The sequence below is a fragment of the Massilia sp. genome, from assembly GCF_032106685.1.
Lineage (GTDB): Bacteria > Pseudomonadota > Gammaproteobacteria > Burkholderiales > Burkholderiaceae_D > Telluria.
The window spans coordinates 36694-55342 of record NZ_DAMCPG010000040.1; the positions used below are offsets into that span (position 1 = coordinate 36694).

The following is an 18649-nucleotide window of genomic DNA, read 5'->3' on the forward strand; positions in this document are numbered from 1 at the left end:
CTCTTTCATGATTCGATGGGCAGCGTGAAGGTGAAGGCGGCGCCGCCGCCGGCGCGGTTCTCGACGTCGATGCAGCCGCCGTGGGCCTCGACGATGGTGCGGCAGATGTTCAGGCCCAGGCCCAGGCCGTCGCGCTTGGTGGTGAAGAAGGGCGCAAAGACCTGCTCCAGCTGGTCGGGCGCAATGCCCGGCCCGCGGTCGGCGACCCCGATCCGCAGGACCGGCCCGGCGCGGCGGCAGGACAGCTCGATGGCGCGGCTTCCGGCTGCGCCATCCTGCACGGCCTGGAGCGCGTTCTGGACCAGGTTGACCAGGACCTGCTCGAGCAGGACCCGGTCGCCGCGCACGGTGGCGCCGCCATCCTCCAGCACCAGGCGCAGGCTGGCGCCGTGGCGCTGCAGCTCGGGCTTGAGCAGGGTCTCGGCGTGGGTGACCAGGCTTTCCATGGCCAGGCTCTGGTACTGGGCGCGCTGCGGGTTGATGAAGGCGCGCACCCGCTTCACGATCTCGCTGGCGCGCTGCGACTGGCCGACGATCTCGTCCAGGGCCTGGGCCAGGATCTCGGGCGAGCCATGGACGGCGAGGGCGCGCGCGGCGACGGCGAAATTCGACAGGGCCATCAGCGGCTGGTTCAGTTCGTGCGCCAGCGTGGAGGCCATCTCGCCGACGCTCGCCAGGCGCGCGCTGCGCTGCAGGCGCAGCTCCTGGTCGCGCTGGCGGGCTTCGGCCTGCTTTTGCGCGGTGATGTCGACGACCGAACTCATCCAGCCGCGGTGCACGCCCTGGGCGTCGACCAGCGGCGCGGCGTAGACCATGGTGATGACGTCGTGCCCGTCCTTGTGGCGGATGCGCGATTCGAAGCCGTGCGGCGCGGCGCGGCCGCGCAGGGCGTCGTCGCTCTCGCGCGCCTGCTTTTCCAGGTCGTCCGGATGCCAGTAGGGGTAGGGCGGACGGCAGCCGAGCAGTTCCTCGGCGCTGTAGCCGACCATGGCGCACAGCGCCGGATTGACGTAGATGATCTTGCCTTCGGGGTCGCGCGCGCGCATGCCCACCAGCAGCGAGTCTTCCATCGCCTTGCGGAAGGCGTGGGCCTCCTCCAGGTCGCGCGTGCGCTCCTCGACCCGGCGCTCCAGTTCCAGGCGCGCCGTGCGCTGTTCGACGAAGCGCTTCTCGCGCAGGCGCAAGTAGAGCACCCCGAGCAGCAGCAGCGCCGTCGCCAGCGCGGCGAGCATGAGGGCGGACTGGCGGGCCTGGGCCACTTCCTTCATGCTGGAGGTGACCGTCAGGGTCCACCCGAGCTCCGGCAAGGGCGTGTCGAGCGCCAGCAGCGTGCGCTTGCGGCCCCCGATCCCGGTACGCAGGACGTAACCGGACGCATCGTGCAGCGCCTCCCTGGTCCAGGGCAGCAGGTCGAAACGCGCGCGGCTGCCGTACTGGCCGTGTTCGGCGACCCAGCGCGCGTCCGCGGCGGAGACCGGGTCCAGGCTGTGGAACAGCCACGCGGGCACGGCGCTCAGGAACACGATGCCGCGGCTGTCGCGCAGGAGCACCGGGTCGGCGCCGCTCATCCAGGTCGCCTGCAGCGGCTCCAGGCTGATCTTGACGACCATGACGCCGAGGATGGCGCCGCCCTCGCCCCCGCGCACCGGCTCGGCGATGAACAGGCCGGACTGGCCGGTGGTCAGGCCCAGGCCGTAGAAGAAGCCGCGCCGGCCTTGAAGCGCGTCTTCGAAGTAGGCGCGCCGGCGGTAGTTCTGGCCGACGAAGCTCGAGGGCAGGTTCCAGTTGCTGGCGGCGAGCGTCAGCCCGTCGCGGTCGACCAGGTAGAGGGCGGCGGCGCCGGTGGTCGCCTGCAGGTCGGTGAAATAATCGTTGGCGCGCGCGCGCAGGGCGGGGTCGTGCGGGGCGCGCAGCAGCGCCAGCACGCCGGGGTGGCGCGCCGCGGCATGCGGCAGGAAGTCGTGCTTCTCGACCAGGCCGCGCAGGCCCAGCGCATGCGCGCTGGCGGCCTGGCGCAGGGCCTCGGTCTTCGATTGCAGCTCGCGCCGTTCGGCCCACTCGCCCGATGCCGCGATCAGGACCAGCGCGCCCGCGGCGGCGGCGAGCGCGCGCCAGCGACGCGCGATGAACCAGCTGGCCATTCGAACAGTTCCAGGTTGTTGATCGCGCGACGATAGCAGGTACGCCGCCGCTTTGGAACACTTCTGCGTAGTTCTACGTAGGCGCGGGCGCCGAAGTTGCGGATGCGCGCCGGCCCGGGCGGCGCGATAGTGGCGCACCGGGAACGGGAGGACACGTCGATCTCCCGCCGATCACAGGAGACAAGCATGACGACAATCACAAAGACGCCCGCCGAGGATGGCCGCACGGCCGGCCGCGGCACGGGTAGCGGCAGCGGCCAGGCGCAGGCCGGCGAACGCATTTCCGGCAAGCGCCTGCGCGCCATCTTCGTCGGCTCGGCCGGCAACCTGGTCGAGTGGTTCGACTTCTACTGCTATTCGGCGTTCGCGCTGTACTTCGCCAGTTCCTTCTTCCCGGCCCAGGACCCGACCGCGCAGATGATGTCGACCGCCGGCATCTTCGCCCTCGGCTTCTTCGTGCGTCCGATCGGCGGCATCCTGTTCGGCCGCCTGGCCGACCGCCGCGGCCGCAAGACGGCCCTGATGACCTCGGTCCTCCTGATGTGCTTCGGTTCGCTCATCATCGCCTGCGCGCCGACCTACGCCACCGCCGGCATCCTGTCGCCCTGCCTGCTGCTGCTGGCGCGCCTGCTGCAAGGACTCAGCCTGGGCGGCGAATACGGCGCCAGCGCCACCTACCTGTCGGAGATGGCGGACTCCAAGCACCGCGGCTTCTACGCCAGCTTCCAGTACGTGACCCTGATCGGCGGCCAGCTGCTGGCGCTGCTGCTCCTGCTGGTCCTGCAGCGCTTCCTGCTGTCCGACGAGCAGCTGCGCGCCTGGGGCTGGCGCATCCCGTTTTTTGTGGGTGCGACGCTTGCCGTGCTGGCCCTGACCATGCGCCACAACATGCCCGAGACCCAGTCCTTCGAGGCCGCGCGCAAGAAGGCCAAGAAGATGGGCGGCCTGCAGCAGCTGATGCAGCACCCGAAGGAAGTGCTGCTGGTGATCGGCCTGACGATGGGCGGCACGCTGGCCTTCTACGTCTACACCACCTACATGCAGAAATTCCTGCGCCTGTCGGTCGGCCTGACCGACGCCCAGACCACCGCCGTGTCGGCCGCCTCGCTGCTGTTCGCGATGTGCCTGCAGCCGCTGTACGGCGCGCTCTCGGACCGCATCGGCCGCCGTCCGCTGCTGGTGGGCTTCGCGCTGCTCGGCACCATCTTCACCGTGCCGCTGCTGACCGCGATCCGCAACGCCAGCGGCCCCTGGGAAGCGTTCGCCCTGATCGCCTGCGCCTGGATCATCGTCTCGGGCTACACCTCGATCAACGCCCTGGTCAAGGCCGAGCTGTTCCCGGCCTCGATCCGCGCCACCGGCGTCGGCGTGCCCTATGCCTTCGCGGTCTCGGTGTTCGGCGGCACGGCCGAGTACCTCGCGCTGTGGTTCAAGTCGATCGGCATGGAAAGCGGCTTCTACTGGTACGCCACCGGCGTGGTGGCCTGCACCCTGGTGGTGTGCTGGTTCATGCGCGACACCGCGGCGAACTCCCGGATCGACGCCGAAGCGCGCGGCCAGTAATCGCCCAGGGTTCCGGGAGCACGATCCGAAAGGCCGGCAGCGATGCCGGCCTTTTTTGTCGATGATGCCGTCCAGGGGGGGGGCAGTCGACGCAAAACGCTGCGGATGTTGCGCCCGACTGTATCGTCCGACGGAACAATGATCGTATAATCGGGCGATTGTTCCTCAGGGTGATAAAGTGGACCGCTTCCTTGAAATGAAGGTCTTCGCCGCCGTCGTCGACGCCGGCAGCTTCACCGCCGGCGCCGAGGTGCTCGGCATGTCGAAGGCGGCCGTCTCGCGCCACGTGGCGGAGCTCGAGGAGCGCCTCGGCGTGCGCCTGCTGCACCGGACCACGCGCCGGCTCTCGCCGACCTCCGAAGGCGAGATCTTCCACGCGCGCTGCCGCGAGCTGCTGGCCAACCTCGACGAGGCCGAGGCCGAGATTTCCTCGCGGGTCGGGGAAGCGACGGGCCTCCTGAAGCTGAACGTGCCGGTGACGTTCGGCCTGACGCACCTGGCGCCGCTGTGGCCGACCTTCATGGCGCGCCACCCCAGGCTGGCGCTCGACATCACCTTGTCCGACCGCGTCGCCGACCTGGTCGAAGAAGGCTACGACGCCGCGGTGCGCATTGGCCAGCTGGCGCCGTCGTCCCTGATCAGCCGCAAGCTGGCGAGCACGCGGATGGTCGTGTGCGCTTCGCCCGACTACCTGGCGCGGCGCGGCGAGCCGGTCCACCCGCAAGACCTGCTGGGCCATGACGTGATCTCCTACAGCCTGGCCGCCAGCGGCGAGAACTGGAGCTTCGCCCGGGCCGAGGGCGGCGGCGAGGTGACGGTGAAAGTCGCGCCGCGCGTGCGGACCAACAGCGGCGACACCTGCCGCGCCGCGGCCCTGCAGCACCAGGGCATCATCTTCCAGCCGACCTTCATCGTCGGCCCCGACCTGGCGCAGGGGACGCTGCGCGAAATCCTGCCCGGCTACCGCGCGGTCGAGCTCGGGATCCACGTGGTCTACCCCTCGCGCAAGTTCGTCTCGCCGAAGCTGCGCCTGCTGGTCGATTTCCTGGTCGACGCCTTCGCCGAACCGGACTGGGATTGAGCGTATTGTTCCATCTGGTGGAACAGTGTTACCCATTTGGGGCACTTTATCGATAGCACGCGCAAGAATATGATGGGTGCTGTTGGCGCGCTTGCGCCGCCGTCCACAGGACCCGACATGACACCCTTGCCCACGCTGTTCCTTTCCCACGGTTCGCCCATGCTGGCCATCCAGGACACGCCCGCGCGGCGCTTCCTGCAGGGCCTGGGCGCGGCGCTGCCGCGGCCCGAGGCGATCGTCGTCGTCTCGGCGCACTGGGAGACCATGGGGGCGCCGGCCGTCAGCCTGGCGCCCCGGCCCGAGACCATCCACGATTTCGGCGGTTTTCCGCGCGCGCTGTTCGAGATCCGGTACCCGGCGCCGGGCGCGCCGGCGGCGGCCGAACGCGCCGCCGCCCTGCTCGAGGAAGCGGGTATCGCGGTCGGGCGCAGTACGGTGCGCGGGCTCGACCACGGCGCCTGGGTGCCGCTGTCGCTGATGTATCAGCAGGCCGACATCCCGGTCGCCCAGCTTTCGATCGTGCGCGGCGCCGGCCCGGCCGAACACGAGCGCCTCGGCCTGGCGCTGGCGGCCTTGCGGCGCGAAGGCGTGCTGGTGGTCGGCTCCGGTTCGCTGACCCACAACCTGTATGAATTCCGGGGCCAGGCCATCGACGCCCCGGCGCCGGACTGGGTCAGCGGCTTCGAGCAGTGGATGAAGGCGCGCCTCGACGCCAGCGACCGTGCGGCCCTGCTCGACTACCGCCGCGCCGCGCCCCACGCCGAACGCAACCACCCGACCGAAGAACACCTGCTGCCGCTGTTCGTCGCCATGGGCGCGGCGGGGCCGGGCGCGCAAGCGACCCGGCTGCACACCAGCTTCGAGCACGGCGTGCTGGCGATGGACGCCTACGCTTTCGAATAAACCCGACTTACTTCTACCAAGGACCCCACCATGAAACTGATCAAGCTCATTTCCGCCACCACGCTCGCCTTCGCCGTCGCCGCGCCCGCATTCGCCGCGCCCGAGACCTATGCGCTCGACCCGGCCCATACCTTCCCGCGCTTCTCGTACAACCACATGGGCTTCTCGACCCAGCTTTCGCGCTTCGACAAGACGAGCGGCAAGGTGGTGTTCGACAAGGCGGCGAAGACGGGCAGCGTCGACATCGTGATCGACATGAAGTCGGTGAACACGGGTTCCACCCTGTTCAACGAGCACATCCAGGGCGCGGACTTCTTCGACACCGCCAAATATCCGACCGCCACCTTCAAGTCGACCAAGGTCAACTTCAAGGGCGACAAGCCGTCCACCATCGAAGGCCAGCTGACGATCAAGGGCGTCACCCGCCCGGTGACCCTGGACGTGACCTCGTTCCAGGCGATCCCGCACCCGATGCTGAAGAAGGACGCGATCGGCGCGAACGCCACCACCACCATCAAGCGCAGCGAATTCAACGCCGGCAAGTACGCGCCCGGCGTGAGCGACGAGGTGCGCATCGATATCGCCCTCGAAGCGATCAAGGAGTAAGCAGCGTTCCGGCCAGGCGGTGCCGGGGGAGCTCAGTCCTCGCCCAGCACCAGCACGGCCCGGAAATCGTTGACGTTGGTGAGTGTCGGCCCGGTCACCACCGCGTCGCCCAGGGCGCCGAAGAAGCCGTGGCCGTCGTTGTCGTGGAGGGCGTCGGCCGGCCGGATGCCGCGCGCCCAGGCCCGCGCCAGCGTGTCCGGCGCCAGCAGCGCGCCCGCGATCTCCTCCTGGCCGTCGACGCCGTCGGTGTCGCCCGCCAGCGCATGGATGCCGGGCCGTCCTTCGAGCGCCAGGCCCAGCGCCAGCAGGAATTCGACGTTGCGCCCGCCGCGGCCGCCGCCGCACACCGTGACCGTGGTTTCGCCGCCCGAGAGCAGCACGCAGGGCGGCGCGAAGGGCTGCCCGTGCCGCGCCACCTGGCGCGCGATGCCGGCCATGACCTTGCCGACGTCGCGCGCCTCGCCTTCGATCGCATCGCCGAGGATATGGGGCGTGATGCCGGCCGCGCGCGCCACCGCGGCGGCGGCCTCCAACGCCATCTGCGGGGTGGCGATCATGCGCGTTTCGCAGCGCGCCAGGCGCGGGTCGTCCGGCTTGACCGACTCGCCACGGCCGCTTTCCAGCACGGCGCGCACGTTCGCGGGCAGGTCGATGCCGTAGCGCTTCACGATCGCCAGCGCGTCGGCGCAGGTGCTGGGGTCGCCCACGGTCGGGCCGGAAGCGATGTCGCAGGGGTTGTCGCCGGGGACGTCCGAGATCAGGAGCGTGACCACGCGCGCCGGATGGCAGGCGGCGGCCAGGCGGCCGCCCTTGATGCTTGACAGGTGGCGCCGCACGCAGTTCATTTCGCCGATGGTGGCGCCCGAGGCGAGCAGGGCGCGGTTCACCACCTGCTTGTCTTCCAGCGTGATGCCATCAATGGGCAGCGGCAGCAGCGCGGAGCCGCCGCCCGAAACCAGGCAGATCACGGTGTCCTCCGGGCCCAGGCCGCGCACCAGCGCCATCATGCGCCGGGCGGCCGCCAGGCCCGCGGCGTCCGGCACCGGGTGCGCGGCCTCGACGATCTCGATGCGCTCGCAGGGCACGGCGTAGCCGTAGCGGGTCACGACCAGCCCGGACAAGGGGCCGGGCCAGTGGCGCTCCAGCGCACGGGCCATCGCGGCCGAGGCCTTGCCGGCGCCGATCACCAGCACCCGGCCGCGGCCCGGGGGCGCGTCGGGCACATGCGGCGGCAAATGAGGCGGCAAATGAGGCGCAATACAGTGTTCCGGCTGCGCCGCCGCGACGGCGGCCTCGAACATCTTCAGCAGCAAATCGCGCGGCGTCGATCGCATCGTTGGCTTCTCCCTGTGGGCCCGCGGTGGCCGGGCGATGCCCCCATTCTAGCGCGTAAGCCTGCGCCGCCGGTCGGCCGGGCGCGCTGTCGCCGCGGCGCAGCGTCCTGCAGCGCGCGCATCAAGGGCGGGTCCATGCCATGGATGTCCGCGAAGGACAGCGCCCGGCCTGCATGGTCGACGGGGCGGTGGCGTAGCACAGGACGACCGGCGCCGGCGCCGCCAGCCCCAGGGTGCGGGTCTTGCCGCCGCGGATGGCGGCCGCGACGGCATCCGCGTCCCAGCCGCCCTGGCCGCGGCCGGATGACCGTTCTAGTGCGGCAGCGGCCCGGGCCGGCGCGCGGCGTCGGGAGCCGCAAGGGGCGGCGGCCGCAGTATCGCTTCCAGGGCGGCGGTCACCTCGCGTCCGCGCTCGAAATCGCCGTCCTCGACGCGGGTGGCGGTGCGGTGCAGGGCGCACAGGATGGAGGCGTGGTGGGCGCGGCGCGGGTGCAGGCCGGCGTCGCCGAGCAGTTCGAGCAGTGCCTCTTCGTGGCGGAAGGCGGCCTCGACCGCGTCAACCACCGAGGGGAATTGCTGTGCGAATTCGGTGTCCGGGCAATTGCCCAGGCCAGCGATGCGATCCAGCAGGAGCCTGCGCCGCTGCTGCAGCGCCGCACGGGCTGTGTCCGGCGGCATGTCGATATGACGGAAACTCATGATATCCCTGGTTTTGAATGCCAAAAATTGGCAGTGTCCCCGCTTGGCGCGACTTGTGGTTTGATGTATATCAAAGCCCAAGGAGCGCGCCGGCAGCGTCATCGTGCCGGCGCCGGCACGGGCGCGCCGGGGCGGACGGCGCCAGCCCGCGCGCGGGCGGGCTAGGGTGCGAGCACGTAGCGCCCCGGCGCCGGTTCCAGTCCCGGTGGCAACCGCGGCGCATCGATCAGCGGCCCGGCGCGCTCGGCCAGCCAGGCTTCCCAGGCCGGCCACCAGCTGCCCTCGGTCACCGGCGCTTCGCGCTGCCAGCGTTCCGGGTCGATGTAGGGCGCGCCGTCCGCCTGCGAGGCGAGCTGGTAGGCGCGCCCGGCGCCGCCCGGCGGCGCGACCACGCCCGCGTTGTGGCCGCCCGAGGTCAGCAGGAAGCTCACCTCGGTGTCGGTGAGCAGGCCGATCTTGTAGACCGAGCGCCAGGGCGCCACGTGGTCGGTGCGGGTGCCGACCGCGAAGATCGGCGCGGCGATGTCGGTCAGGGCGACCGGCTTGCCGTCGACGGGGTAGCGGGCGCTGGCCAGGTCGTTGTTCAGGAACAGGCGCCGCAGGTACTCGGAGTGCATGCGATAGGGCATGCGCGTGGCGTCGGCGTTCCAGGACATCAGGTCGGTCTCGCGCTCGGGCAGGTCGAGCAGGTAATGGCGCAGCCGCCGCGACCAGATCAGGTCGTTGGTGCGCAGCAGCTGGAAGGCGCCCGCCATCTGGCGCGTGTCGAGGTAGCCCTGGCTCCACATCGCCGCCTCCAGGAAGCTGACCTCGCTCTCGTCGATGAACAGCGACAGCTCGCCCGGCTCGGTGAAGTCGACCTGGGCCGCGAGCAGGGTCAGGCTGGCCAGGCGCCGGTCGTGCTCGCGCGCCATGGCCGCCGCCGCGATCGCGAGCAGGGTGCCGCCGAGGCAGTAGCCGCAGGCGTTGACCTGCGGCGCCCCGGTCTCGCGCACGATGGCGTCGAGCGCCGCCATGATGCCCAGGCGCCGGTAGTCTTCCAGGCCGAGGTCGCGCTCCTCGGCGCCCGGGTTTTTCCAGGAGATGACGTAGACGCTGTAGCCGTGCTCGACCAGGTAGCGCACCAGCGAATTGTGCGGCGACAGGTCGAGGATGTAGTACTTCATGATCCAGGCCGGCACGACCAGGAGCGGCAGCGCGTGCACCCGCGGCGTGACCGGGTCGTAGCGCAGCAGTTCGATGAGCCGGTTGCGCAAGACCACCTGGCCCGGCGTCACGGCGACGTCGCGCCCGGGCAAGAGGCTCGGTGCGGCTGGACCGGCCCAGGCGCCCCAGGCGTCGCGCGCCGCCCGCAGCGCGCCGCCCGCCAGGTTCATGCCGCCCCGTTCGCAGGTGGTGGCCAGCACGACCGGATTGGTGGCGACGAAGTTCGAGGGCGCGACGCAGTCGAGCAGCTGGCGCGCGACGAAGGTGACGACGTCGGCGTGATGCTGCGACATGCCGCGCACGCTGCTCGTGGCCCGGTGCCACCATTGTTGCTGCAGCAGGAATCCCTGGCTGAGCGCGTTCCAGGGCCAGCGGTGCCAGGCCGGGTCGTCGAAGCGCTTGTCCTGGGCCAGCGGCGCGACCGGTTCGGCCAGCCTGGCGACCGCGGCCCCGGCGCAGTAATGCAGCCAGCGCCCGAGCGCCGAGGCGGCGTGGGTCGCCAGCTCGACGCCCTTGTCGGGCGAGAGCAGCAGGTGGCTGCTCCAGTCGAGCCAGGCCAGCGCCAGCGCCGCCGGCGACACCTGGCCGGTGAAGCGACCGAGCCAGGCATGCAGCGCGAGGTCGGCCGCCGCGTGCTCGACCCCGGTTTCCGGGTAGCGGTGATGGGTGCCTTGCCAGGCGCTGGCGTCGCGCTCGAGCACGCCGCCGGGGGGAAGTCCGGGCTGGTTCATGCGCCGGCCTCAGTGCGCGAACAGCACCGGCAGCGGCGCGCGCTCGAGCAGGAGGCGGGTGGCGCCGCCCAGCACGATCTCGCGGTAGCGGCTGTGGCCGTAGGCGCCGCTCACCAGCAGGCCGGCGCCGGCGTCCTGCGCGATGCCGAGCAGGGCCTGTCCGGCTGGAATGCCGCCGCGCTCGACGACGACCTCGACCTTCACCCCGTGACGCGCCAGGTAGAGCGCCATGTCGGCCCCCGGCTCGTCGCCGTGCAGGCCGCTTTCGCGCTCGGGATCGACCAGGACCAGGCGCACCGCCGCCGCGCGCGCCAGCAGCGGCAGGGCGCCGTCGATGGCGCGCAGCGCCGGCACGCTGCCGTCCCAGCCGACCACGATGCTGTCGGCGAGCGGCTGGCCGGCGTAGGCGGGCGGCACCACCAGCACCGGCCGCGGGCCGTGCAGCGCCAGGTACTGCGGCAGGCCGCGGACGGTGCCGGGGCCGGGGGCGTCCTGGCTTGTGACGACCAGGTCGGCGTAGCGCGATTGCAGCAGCAGGGCGTCGCGGTTCTCGTCCTCGACCAGGCGCTCCTCCAGCGATTGCACGCCGAGCTCGCGCGCGCGCCCGGCGAAGCGCGCCAGGCTCTGGCGGCATGCCGTGCGCAGCGCGTCGAACTCGTCGCCCGGCGCCACCGCCATCGAGCCGGTCAGCATGGCATAGGCGGGCCAGGAGATCCCGGTGGCGGCGGCGCCGACCAGGTGCGCCTCGTGGGCGTTGGCGAGCCAGGCGGCGGCGCGCAGCCGGGCGTCCAGCGCCGGGCTGTCGTCGACGTGAACGATGATCGTCTTGTACATGGCGGTTCCTTTCCTTGGATGGCGGGTCGGGGGTGGGTGCGCGCGGGGGCGGCCTAGCGCGCCATCAGCACCGGCAGGGCGGCGTCGCGCAGGACCGTGCTGCTGGCGCCGCCGAGCAGCAGTTGCTGGAAGCGAGAGTGGCCGTAGCAACCCATGACGAGCAGGTCGCAGCCGCGCTCGGCCGCCAGCGCGAGCATGGCGCCGCCGATGTCGCTGCGCGTCCCGCGCGGCGGGTCGCGCCGGGCGAGGTCGGCGCGCACGCCATGGCGCTCCAGGAAAGCCTGGGCGTCGGCCAGTTCCTGGTCGCTCACGCAGTCGCTCCCGTCCGCCGCGGCGAACACGGCCAGGGTGGTGCGGTCCGCGCGCCGCAGCAGCGGCAGGGCGCCGGTCATCGCGCTCGAGGCCTGGCGGCTGCCGTTCCAGCACAGCATGATCCGGCGCGGACAGGTTGCCGGCGGCGCCGCGCGCGGGACCACCAGCACCGGGCGCCCGGCCTTGAGCACGACGTAGTCCGGCATGCGCGCGGCCGAAGGCGTGTTGCCCAGGCTCTCGTCGGGATCGTCCTGGGTCACCACGGCCAGGTCGGCGAAGCGGGCCAGCAGCGCCAGGCCGTCCGGCACCTGGTCGCAGAGCATGCGCGCCTCGTGCGAGACCCCATGGCGGCGGGCGATCGTTTCGAAATCGTCGAGCGCGCGCCGCGCCGAATGCGCCAGCGGTTCGACGTAGCTGGCAAGCAAGGTGCCGGGCGGGACGTTGTAGCCGTGCGGGAAGACGGCGCTGGCGATGCCGGTCATGGCGGCGCCGACCAGGTGGGACCCGTGTTCCGCCCCGATGGCGGCAGCCACTTCGATGCGCTGGCGGGCATGGCGCGACAGGTCGACATGCACCAGGATGGTGTCGTAGCCCATGGCAGGCTCAGCCCTTCGAGGCCGGCGCGCGGGATGCACCCGTGCCGCCGCCGCTGGGAACCCGTATCCGCTCGAACATGCGCACCTCTTCAGGCTGGTTGACGAAACATCCGGATCGCGCGCTGGCGCCGGCATGGTCCAGGGCCAGTCTGCTTCCCGGGACCTCGCTACGCCATGATGTGCATCAAATCCGGCGGAGTAGCGCGAAGAAAGTTTGCGAAGCAGGCTGGACAGTCTGGATGCGCGGGCCGTGCGCCGCTCGCGCGCTAACGCTGCAGTCGCTTGCCGGGCGCGCCCTGCGGCGCGGCGCCGCCGGCGGCGATGCGGTCGTGGCGCGCAAACCGGGCCGAGGCGCCGCCGGCGCGCCGCGCCCGGCCTTGCGTGCCGACGATGGCCAGGTCGGCCGTGAAGCGATGCAGCGAGAGGATCGCCGCGAGCGCGCACAGCGCTTCCCGGCCCAGGTCGGTGTCGCCGGCCTCGACCTGGGGCGTGACGCGGTGCAGCGCGCACAGGGCCAGCGCATTGTCGGCCAGGTGGGCCTGCAGTCCGGTGTAGCCGGCCGCATCCATCAGGGTTTCCTCATGGCGGAACGCGGCCTCGACTTCGGCCACCAGCAGCGGCCAGCCGGCCACGAATTCCGGATTCGGGGCGGCAACGAGCCTGGCGATGCGGCTGCACAAGACCTTGCGGGCATGCCGCATCGCGCTGCCGATGACCTGTACCCGTGCGTTGCCGGCGTCGCTGCGCATCATGACTTTCCTTCCGTGGTTGGCCGTTGCAGCAAATAGTTTCGGCAGGTGGCGAGGCTGGTTTTTGACACATATCAAAGTGGCGTGGCTGGATGCGCGTGCGCATCTGTGCAGGCGCCTGTCCAGGAGGGCGCCATAAAATAATGCGGCAAGGAAGGTGCATTTGTGCAAATGCGTTGCATGGGTTACAATACCTGCCTCTCGACGCGGCCACGCCGCGTTTCGCCGCATCGGGCTCCGCCCGTTCTCACTTTCCTGGCAATCGCCGGCGCCGCGCGCATCCGGTCCGATTGTGTTCGCCTTGTGCGGTTCAACCCGCACACCCACCAGGTCGGCGCAGCAGCGCCGAGCGCATCGCTCTGAAAGGACGAAGACGATGACTGTATTACCACGACGATGGGCCACGCGCCTGCAACCCGATCATTTTGTACTGGCCACCGATCTCGACGGCACCCTGCTGGCCGGCAGCCCTGAAGCCCGGCGCCGCGTGCGCGAGCTGTTCTCGGCGCAGCAGTCCGGCGCCCGCCTGGTGTTCGTCACCGGCCGCGGCCTCGAGTCGATCCTGCCGCTCCTGAGCGACCCGACCATTCCGGTCCCCGATTACATCATCGCCGACGTCGGCGCCACCGTCGTCCATGGCGACCTGCGCCCGGTCGACGACATCCAGCAGGAAATCGCCGCGCACTGGCCCGGCTCGCAGGCGGTGCTGAAGGCACTGGCCGGTTTCCCCGGCCTGCGCCGCCAGAGCGTGCCGCAGGAGCGGCGCTGTTCCTTCCTGGTCACCGAAGGCCAGGTCACGCCCGAACTGCGGGCGGCGGTCGACGCCCTCGGCTGCGACCTGCTGCTGTCGGCCGGCTGCTACCTCGACGTGCTGCCGCGCGGCGTCGGCAAGGGGCCGGCGCTGCTGCGCCTGGCCGAGGCCGCCGGCTTCGATCCCGCCACCATCGTGGTCGCGGGCGACACCCTGAACGACCTGTCGATGTTCGAGACCGGCCTGCACGGCATCGTCGTCGGGCAGGCCGAGCCGGCCCTGGTCGAGGCGGTGCGCAAGCGCCCGCTGGTGCACATCGCCGACGGCGCGGGCTGCGACGGCATCCTCGAAGGCCTGGCCCACCACGGCGCGCTGCGCGCGCACCAGGGCGCCGATGCCCCGGACGGGATCGACGGCTCGGCGGGCAAGGCCGGCCTGGTCATGGTCTACCACCGCCAGCCGTTCGACGAGGTGGTCGAGAACGGCGTGCCGTGCCGGCGCCGCCCGCGCAGCCCGAACGGCATCATCCCGACCCTGCTGCGCTTCTTCGCCGGCAGCGGGCGCGGTTCCTGGGTGGCCTGGTCGCAGCAGGAAAGCCGTACGCCGGCCGATTTCGAGACCCACGTCGAGGTCGACGCCGAACGCTACCCGAGCCTGGTGGCCGCGCGCGTGGCGCTCACCGCCGAGGACATCGACATCTTCTACAAGAAGTTCTCGAAAGAGGCGTTCTGGCCGATCATCTTCTCCTTCCCCGACAAGGCCGAGTTCAACCAGGCCCACTGGGAACGCTTCCTGGAAGTGAACCGCCTGTTCGCCGAACAGGCCGCGCGCGAAGCCGCGCAGGGCGCGGTAGCCTGGGTCCACGACTACAACCTGTGGATGGTGCCGGCCTTCCTGCGCCCGCTGCGCCCGGACCTGCGGATCGCCTTCTTCCACCACACGGCCTTCCCGTCGAGCGACGTGTTCAACATCCTGCCGTGGCGGCGCGACATCATCGGCAGCCTGCTGCAGTGCGACTACGTGGGCTTCCACATCCCGCGCTACGTCGAGAACTTCGTCGACGCGGTGCGCTCGTTCGCCCCGGTGGACGTGTGCGGCACCGCGCCCTGCGCGCCGCGCTTCCTGACCTACGGCTGCGCGCTCGGCGTCGACACCATGACCAGCGCGATCGAGGTCGGCGGCCGGCGGGTGGCGCTGGGCGCGCATCCGGTCGGCACCGACGCCGCCATGATCGAGGCCCTGGTCGCCACCCCGGCGGTGCGCGAGCAGGCCGGCGCGATCCGCGACTACCTGGGCGACGTCACCGGCATCGTCTCGATCGAGCGCCTCGACTACGTCAAGGGCACGCTGGAAAAGCTGCAGGCCTTCGAGCGCCTGCTGGAACGGCACCCCGAGCACATCGGCAAGGTCACGCTGCTGAACATCATCACCCCGGCCGCGCCGGGCATGGAGATCTACGAGAGCCTGCGCGTCGAGGTCGACCGCACCGTCGGCCGCATCAACGGCCGCTTCTCCACCCTGGGCTGGGTGCCGGTGCGCTACTTCTACCGTTCGCTGCCCTTCGACGAGGTGATCGCCCACTATGCCGCCTGCGACGTCGCCTGGATCACGCCGCTGCGCGACGGCCTGAACCTGGTCGCCAAGGAATTCGTCGCCGCCAAGCGCGCCGCCGGCAACTCGGGCGTATTGATCCTGTCCGAGTTCGCCGGCGCGGCAGTCGAGCTGCACGGCGCTCTCCTGACCAACCCCTACGACGCCAACGCGATGACGGCGACCCTGCACCAGGCGCTGTCGATGGGCGGCGACGAGCGCGCCTACCGCACCGCGCGCATGGGCATGATCGTCGCCGAGCACGACGTCGCGCGCTGGGGCGAGGACTTCCTCGCCGCTGTAAACTCCGCTTGCGCGCGGCCGCCGCTGGAAGCGGACGCCGCCTGACAAGGAACCACAAGGAACGAGAAAGAAGAGAAGCATGCGTAACCTGATTACCAACAACGACATCCAGGCCTGGCTGGTCGCCTTCGGCATCGCCGTGGCCGTGATCGTACTGCTGTATGCGGCCAAGGGCCTGCTGCTGCGGCGCCTGGCGCACATCGCGCCGAATACCGTCACCTATCTCGACGACCTGGCCGTCAAGGTCCTGGCCGCCACCCATCCGGTGTTCATCCTGCTGATGGGCGTGTACGCGGGCGCCCAGGGCCTGGTCATGCCCGAGCGCAGCGCGCTGTTCCTGCAGCACCTGACCATCACGGTGCTGCTGCTGCAGGCGGCGCGCTGGGGCGACGTCGGCATCAAGGGCTGGTTCCACCACTACCGGCTGCGCCGCAGCGCCGAGGATGCGGCCAGCACCACCTCCACCGCGGCGCTCGGCTTCGTCGCCCGCACCGCGCTGTGGGTGGTGATCGCCCTGATGATCCTCGATAACTTCGGGGTCAACATCACGACCCTGGTCGCCAGCCTCGGCATCGGCGGCATTGCGGTGGCGCTGGCGATGCAGAACATCCTGGGCGACCTGTTCTCTTCGCTCTCGATCGTGCTGGACAAACCGTTCGTGGTGGGCGACTTCATCATCGTCGACGACGTGCTCGGCACGGTCGAGTACGTGGGCCTGAAGACCACCCGCCTGCGCAGCCTGGGCGGCGAGCAGATCGTGTTCTCGAACAGCGACCTGCTCAAGAGCCGGATCCGCAACTACAAGCACATGCAGACCCGGCGCGTGCTGTTCACTATCCGCGTTCCGTACAAGATCAGCAAGGCCCAGGTGCTGGCGATCCCGCAGATCCTGCGCGCGGCGGTCGAGGCCCAGGAGCAGGCAACCTTCGACCGCGCCCACTTCAAGGGCTACGGCACCTCCTCGCTAGAATTCGAGACCGTGTACTACGTGAAGAGCGGCGACTACACCGTCTACATGGACGTGCAGCAGGCCATCAACCTGATCCTGTTCGAGCGCTTCGAGAGCGAGGGCATTCCCTTCGCCTACCCGACCCAGCTGCTCAAGCTGGACCAGCCGGAAGCCTGGCTGGACGTGCAGGCGGCCACGCCCGAGGAGCGCCGCGCCGCCAACGGCTGACTGCTCGCCGCCCGTGCGCGGCGGTATAATGCCGCCCGGCTGCCGCTGCGGCAGCCCTGGCGACGGACGCGGAGGACTTGGGCGAGATGGCGGATGCAGGCAAGGCTGCGGGGCAGGGCTTCCTGCTCACGCGCCACTGGAACGATACCGACGCGGGCGTCGAGGTCGATTTCTGGCTCGCCACCGACGACGGTCCGCGCCGGGTGCGCGTGGCGCCCCAGCCGGCGATCGCCTTCGTGCCGCGCGAGCAGCGCGAGGCCGTCGAGTTCGTGCTGCGCGGCGAGCGACGCGACGGCGGCTGGGAGCTGCGCGAACTGCAGCTGGCCGACTTCCGCCAGCGTCCGGTGCTGGGGCTGTACTGCCGCGGCTACCGCCAGCTGCTGCGCCTGGAAAAGCGCCTGCGCCAGCAGGGCGTGGACGTGTTCGAGGCCGACATCCGCCCACCCGAACGCTACCTGATGGAGCGCTTCGTCACGGCGCCGGTCGCCTTCGGCGGCCACGCCGATCCGGTCGATCCGCGCCTGCTGACCCATGGCCAGCTCAAGCCGTCGCCCGGCTACCGCCCGGCGCTGCGCCTGGTCTCGCTCGACATCGAAACCACCGCGCAGGGCGAACTGTACTCGATCGCCCTGGAAGGCTGCGGCCAGCGCCAGGTCTACATGCTCGGCCCGCCGAACGGCGACGCCGGCGGCATCGACTTCGCGCTCGACTGGTGCGCCACGCGCGCCGAGCTGCTCGAGCGCCTCGAAGCCTGGTTCCGTGTCCACGACCCGGACGCCGTCATCGGCTGGAACCTGGTGCAGTTCGACATGCGCGTGCTACAGGAGCACGCCGTGAAGCTCGGGCGCCCCTTGCGCCTGGGCCGCGACGGCAGCGCCATCGAATGGCGCGAGCACGGCGGGCGCGAGCACGGCGGGCGCGAGCACGGCGGCAAGCAGGAACACTATTTCATCTGCATCGCCGGGCGCCTGGTCATCGACGGCATCGAGGCGCTGCGCTCGGCCACCTGGAGCTTCCCCTCGTTCAGCCTGGAGTCGGTGGCCCAACAGCTGCTGGGCGAGGGCAAGGCGATCGACAATCCCTTCGACCGCATGGCCGAGATCGACCGCATGTTCGCCGAGGACAAGCCGGCGCTGGCGCGCTACAACCTGAAGGACTGCGAGCTGGTCACGCGGATCTTCGCGCACACCGGGCTGCTCGAATTCCTGATGGCGCGCGCCGCCGCCACGGGCCTGGCGGCCGACCGCAGCGGCGGCTCGGTGGCCGCCTTCGAGCACCAGTACATCCCGCTGATGCACCGCCAGGGCTACGTGGCGCCGAACATCGGCGACGTGCCCGGCGGCGACAGCCCGGGCGGCTTCGTCATGGATTCGCGCTCGGGCCTCTACGACTCGGTGCTGGTGCTCGACTACAAAAGCCTGTACCCGTCGATCATCCGCACCTTCCTGATCGACCCGGTCGGCCTGGTCGAGGGCCTGCGCGAAGAGGAAGCCGGCACCGTGCCCGGCTTTCGCGGCGCGCGCTTCTCGCGCACCCGGCACTGCCTGCCCGGCATCGTGCGCCAGGTCTGGGAAGGCCGCGACGCCGCCAAGCGCGAGCGCAACGCGCCGCTGTCGCAGGCCCTGAAGATCATCATGAACGCCTACTACGGCGTGCTGGGCTCGTCGGGCTGCCGCTTCTTCGATCCGCGCCTGGCGTCCTCGATCACCATGCGCGGGCACCAGATCATGCACCGCACGCGCGAGCTGATCGAGGAGCAGGGCTACCAGGTCATCTACGGCGACACCGACTCGACCTTCGTCTGGCTCGGCCGCGCCCACGAGGACGGCGACGCCGAACGCATCGGGCGCGCCCTGGTCGATCGCGTCAACGCCTGGTGGGGCCAAGCGCTGCGCGAGGAGTTCGGCCTGGACAGCGTGCTGGAACTCGAATACGAAACCCACTACCGCCGCTTCCTGATGCCGACCGTGCGCGGCTCGGACGAGGGCAGCAAGAAACGCTACGCCGGCCTGGTGACGCTGCCCGGCGGCGGCGAGGAGATGGTCTACAAGGGCCTGGAGACGGTGCGCACCG

14 protein-coding genes are annotated in these 18649 nt (G+C 70.7%); 7 read left to right on the top strand and 7 right to left on the bottom strand.

Features of this window, described 5'->3' with window-relative positions:
* Positions 1 to 5: 5 nt before the first annotated feature.
* Positions 6 to 2141 carry an ATP-binding protein gene (locus RT688_RS18905; RefSeq protein WP_313706394.1) on the bottom strand — a complete coding sequence of 712 codons (2136 nt, stop codon included), beginning with the start codon at positions 2139 to 2141 and terminating at the stop codon, positions 6 to 8.
* Between the two features lie 186 nt (positions 2142 to 2327).
* Between RT688_RS18905 and RT688_RS18910 the strand changes: the two genes are divergently transcribed.
* From RT688_RS18910 to RT688_RS18925, 4 genes are all read left to right on the top strand, one after another.
* The gene (locus tag RT688_RS18910) at positions 2328 to 3704 is read left to right on the top strand and encodes an MFS transporter (RefSeq protein ID WP_313706395.1); all 1377 of its coding nucleotides are present in this window, start codon (positions 2328 to 2330) and stop codon (positions 3702 to 3704) included.
* A gap of 178 nt (positions 3705 to 3882) precedes the next feature.
* On the top strand, positions 3883 to 4785 hold the full coding sequence (locus RT688_RS18915) for a LysR family transcriptional regulator (protein ID WP_313706396.1): 903 nt from the start codon (positions 3883 to 3885) through the stop codon (positions 4783 to 4785).
* A 117-nt stretch (positions 4786 to 4902) separates the two neighbouring features.
* Positions 4903 to 5688, top strand: coding sequence for a class III extradiol ring-cleavage dioxygenase (locus RT688_RS18920; protein ID WP_313706397.1), 786 nt, complete (start codon positions 4903 to 4905; stop codon positions 5686 to 5688).
* Positions 5689 to 5718: 30 nt separating this feature from the next.
* On the top strand, positions 5719 to 6294 hold the full coding sequence (locus RT688_RS18925) for a YceI family protein (protein WP_313706398.1): 576 nt from the start codon (positions 5719 to 5721) through the stop codon (positions 6292 to 6294).
* Between the two features lie 32 nt (positions 6295 to 6326).
* On the opposite strand, the gene RT688_RS18930 is transcribed toward RT688_RS18925, so the two are convergent.
* The 6 genes from RT688_RS18930 to RT688_RS18955 form a co-directional block, all read right to left on the bottom strand.
* Complete coding sequence (locus RT688_RS18930; RefSeq protein ID WP_313706399.1) at positions 6327 to 7628, bottom strand: glycerate kinase; 1302 nt, start codon at positions 7626 to 7628, stop codon at positions 6327 to 6329.
* 312 nt (positions 7629 to 7940) lie between these two features.
* A complete protein-coding gene (locus tag RT688_RS18935) occupies positions 7941 to 8327 on the bottom strand; it encodes a hypothetical protein (RefSeq protein ID WP_313706400.1) in 387 nt (128 codons plus the stop codon).
* Between the two features lie 161 nt (positions 8328 to 8488).
* Complete coding sequence (locus RT688_RS18940) at positions 8489 to 10264, bottom strand: alpha/beta fold hydrolase (RefSeq protein ID WP_313706401.1); 1776 nt, start codon at positions 10262 to 10264, stop codon at positions 8489 to 8491.
* A gap of 9 nt (positions 10265 to 10273) precedes the next feature.
* Positions 10274 to 11098: a universal stress protein gene (locus RT688_RS18945; protein ID WP_313706402.1), complete on the bottom strand. Its 825-nt coding sequence runs from the start codon at positions 11096 to 11098 to the stop codon at positions 10274 to 10276.
* 53 nt (positions 11099 to 11151) lie between these two features.
* Positions 11152 to 12006, bottom strand: a complete 855-nt coding sequence (locus RT688_RS18950; RefSeq protein ID WP_313706403.1) for a universal stress protein — start codon at positions 12004 to 12006, stop codon at positions 11152 to 11154.
* A 266-nt stretch (positions 12007 to 12272) separates the two neighbouring features.
* A complete protein-coding gene (locus tag RT688_RS18955; protein ID WP_313706404.1) occupies positions 12273 to 12758 on the bottom strand; it encodes a hypothetical protein in 486 nt (161 codons plus the stop codon).
* 373 nt (positions 12759 to 13131) lie between these two features.
* Between RT688_RS18955 and ggpS the strand changes: the two genes are divergently transcribed.
* From ggpS to RT688_RS18970, 3 genes are all read left to right on the top strand, one after another.
* Positions 13132 to 15444 (top strand): glucosylglycerol-phosphate synthase, encoded by a 2313-nt coding sequence (gene ggpS / locus RT688_RS18960; protein ID WP_313706405.1) that lies wholly within the window; start codon positions 13132 to 13134, stop codon positions 15442 to 15444.
* Positions 15445 to 15478: 34 nt separating this feature from the next.
* Complete coding sequence (locus RT688_RS18965) at positions 15479 to 16576, top strand: mechanosensitive ion channel family protein (RefSeq protein ID WP_313706406.1); 1098 nt, start codon at positions 15479 to 15481, stop codon at positions 16574 to 16576.
* Positions 16577 to 16662: 86 nt separating this feature from the next.
* Positions 16663 to 18649: DNA polymerase II (locus tag RT688_RS18970; RefSeq protein WP_313706407.1), on the top strand; the 1987-nt coding region annotated here is incomplete at its 3' end.

What these genes read in the sequence shown, in the direction of transcription:
- RT688_RS18905 (WP_313706394.1), bottom strand. Translation starts at nt 2,141, where the DNA reads ATGGCCAGCTGGTTCATCGCGCGTCGCTGGCGCGCGCTCGCCGCCGCC.
- RT688_RS18925 (WP_313706398.1), top strand. Translation starts at nt 5,719, where the DNA reads ATGAAACTGATCAAGCTCATTTCCGCCACCACGCTCGCCTTCGCCGTC.
- RT688_RS18910 (WP_313706395.1), top strand. Translation starts at nt 2,328, where the DNA reads ATGACGACAATCACAAAGACGCCCGCCGAGGATGGCCGCACGGCCGGC.
- RT688_RS18940 (WP_313706401.1), bottom strand. Translation starts at nt 10,264, where the DNA reads ATGAACCAGCCCGGACTTCCCCCCGGCGGCGTGCTCGAGCGCGACGCC.
- RT688_RS18935 (WP_313706400.1), bottom strand. Translation starts at nt 8,327, where the DNA reads ATGAGTTTCCGTCATATCGACATGCCGCCGGACACAGCCCGTGCGGCG.
- RT688_RS18945 (WP_313706402.1), bottom strand. Translation starts at nt 11,098, where the DNA reads ATGTACAAGACGATCATCGTTCACGTCGACGACAGCCCGGCGCTGGAC.
- RT688_RS18930 (WP_313706399.1), bottom strand. Translation starts at nt 7,628, where the DNA reads ATGCGATCGACGCCGCGCGATTTGCTGCTGAAGATGTTCGAGGCCGCC.
- RT688_RS18965 (WP_313706406.1), top strand. Translation starts at nt 15,479, where the DNA reads ATGCGTAACCTGATTACCAACAACGACATCCAGGCCTGGCTGGTCGCC.
- RT688_RS18950 (WP_313706403.1), bottom strand. Translation starts at nt 12,006, where the DNA reads ATGGGCTACGACACCATCCTGGTGCATGTCGACCTGTCGCGCCATGCC.
- RT688_RS18955 (WP_313706404.1), bottom strand. Translation starts at nt 12,758, where the DNA reads ATGATGCGCAGCGACGCCGGCAACGCACGGGTACAGGTCATCGGCAGC.
- ggpS (WP_313706405.1), top strand. Translation starts at nt 13,132, where the DNA reads ATGACTGTATTACCACGACGATGGGCCACGCGCCTGCAACCCGATCAT.
- RT688_RS18920 (WP_313706397.1), top strand. Translation starts at nt 4,903, where the DNA reads ATGACACCCTTGCCCACGCTGTTCCTTTCCCACGGTTCGCCCATGCTG.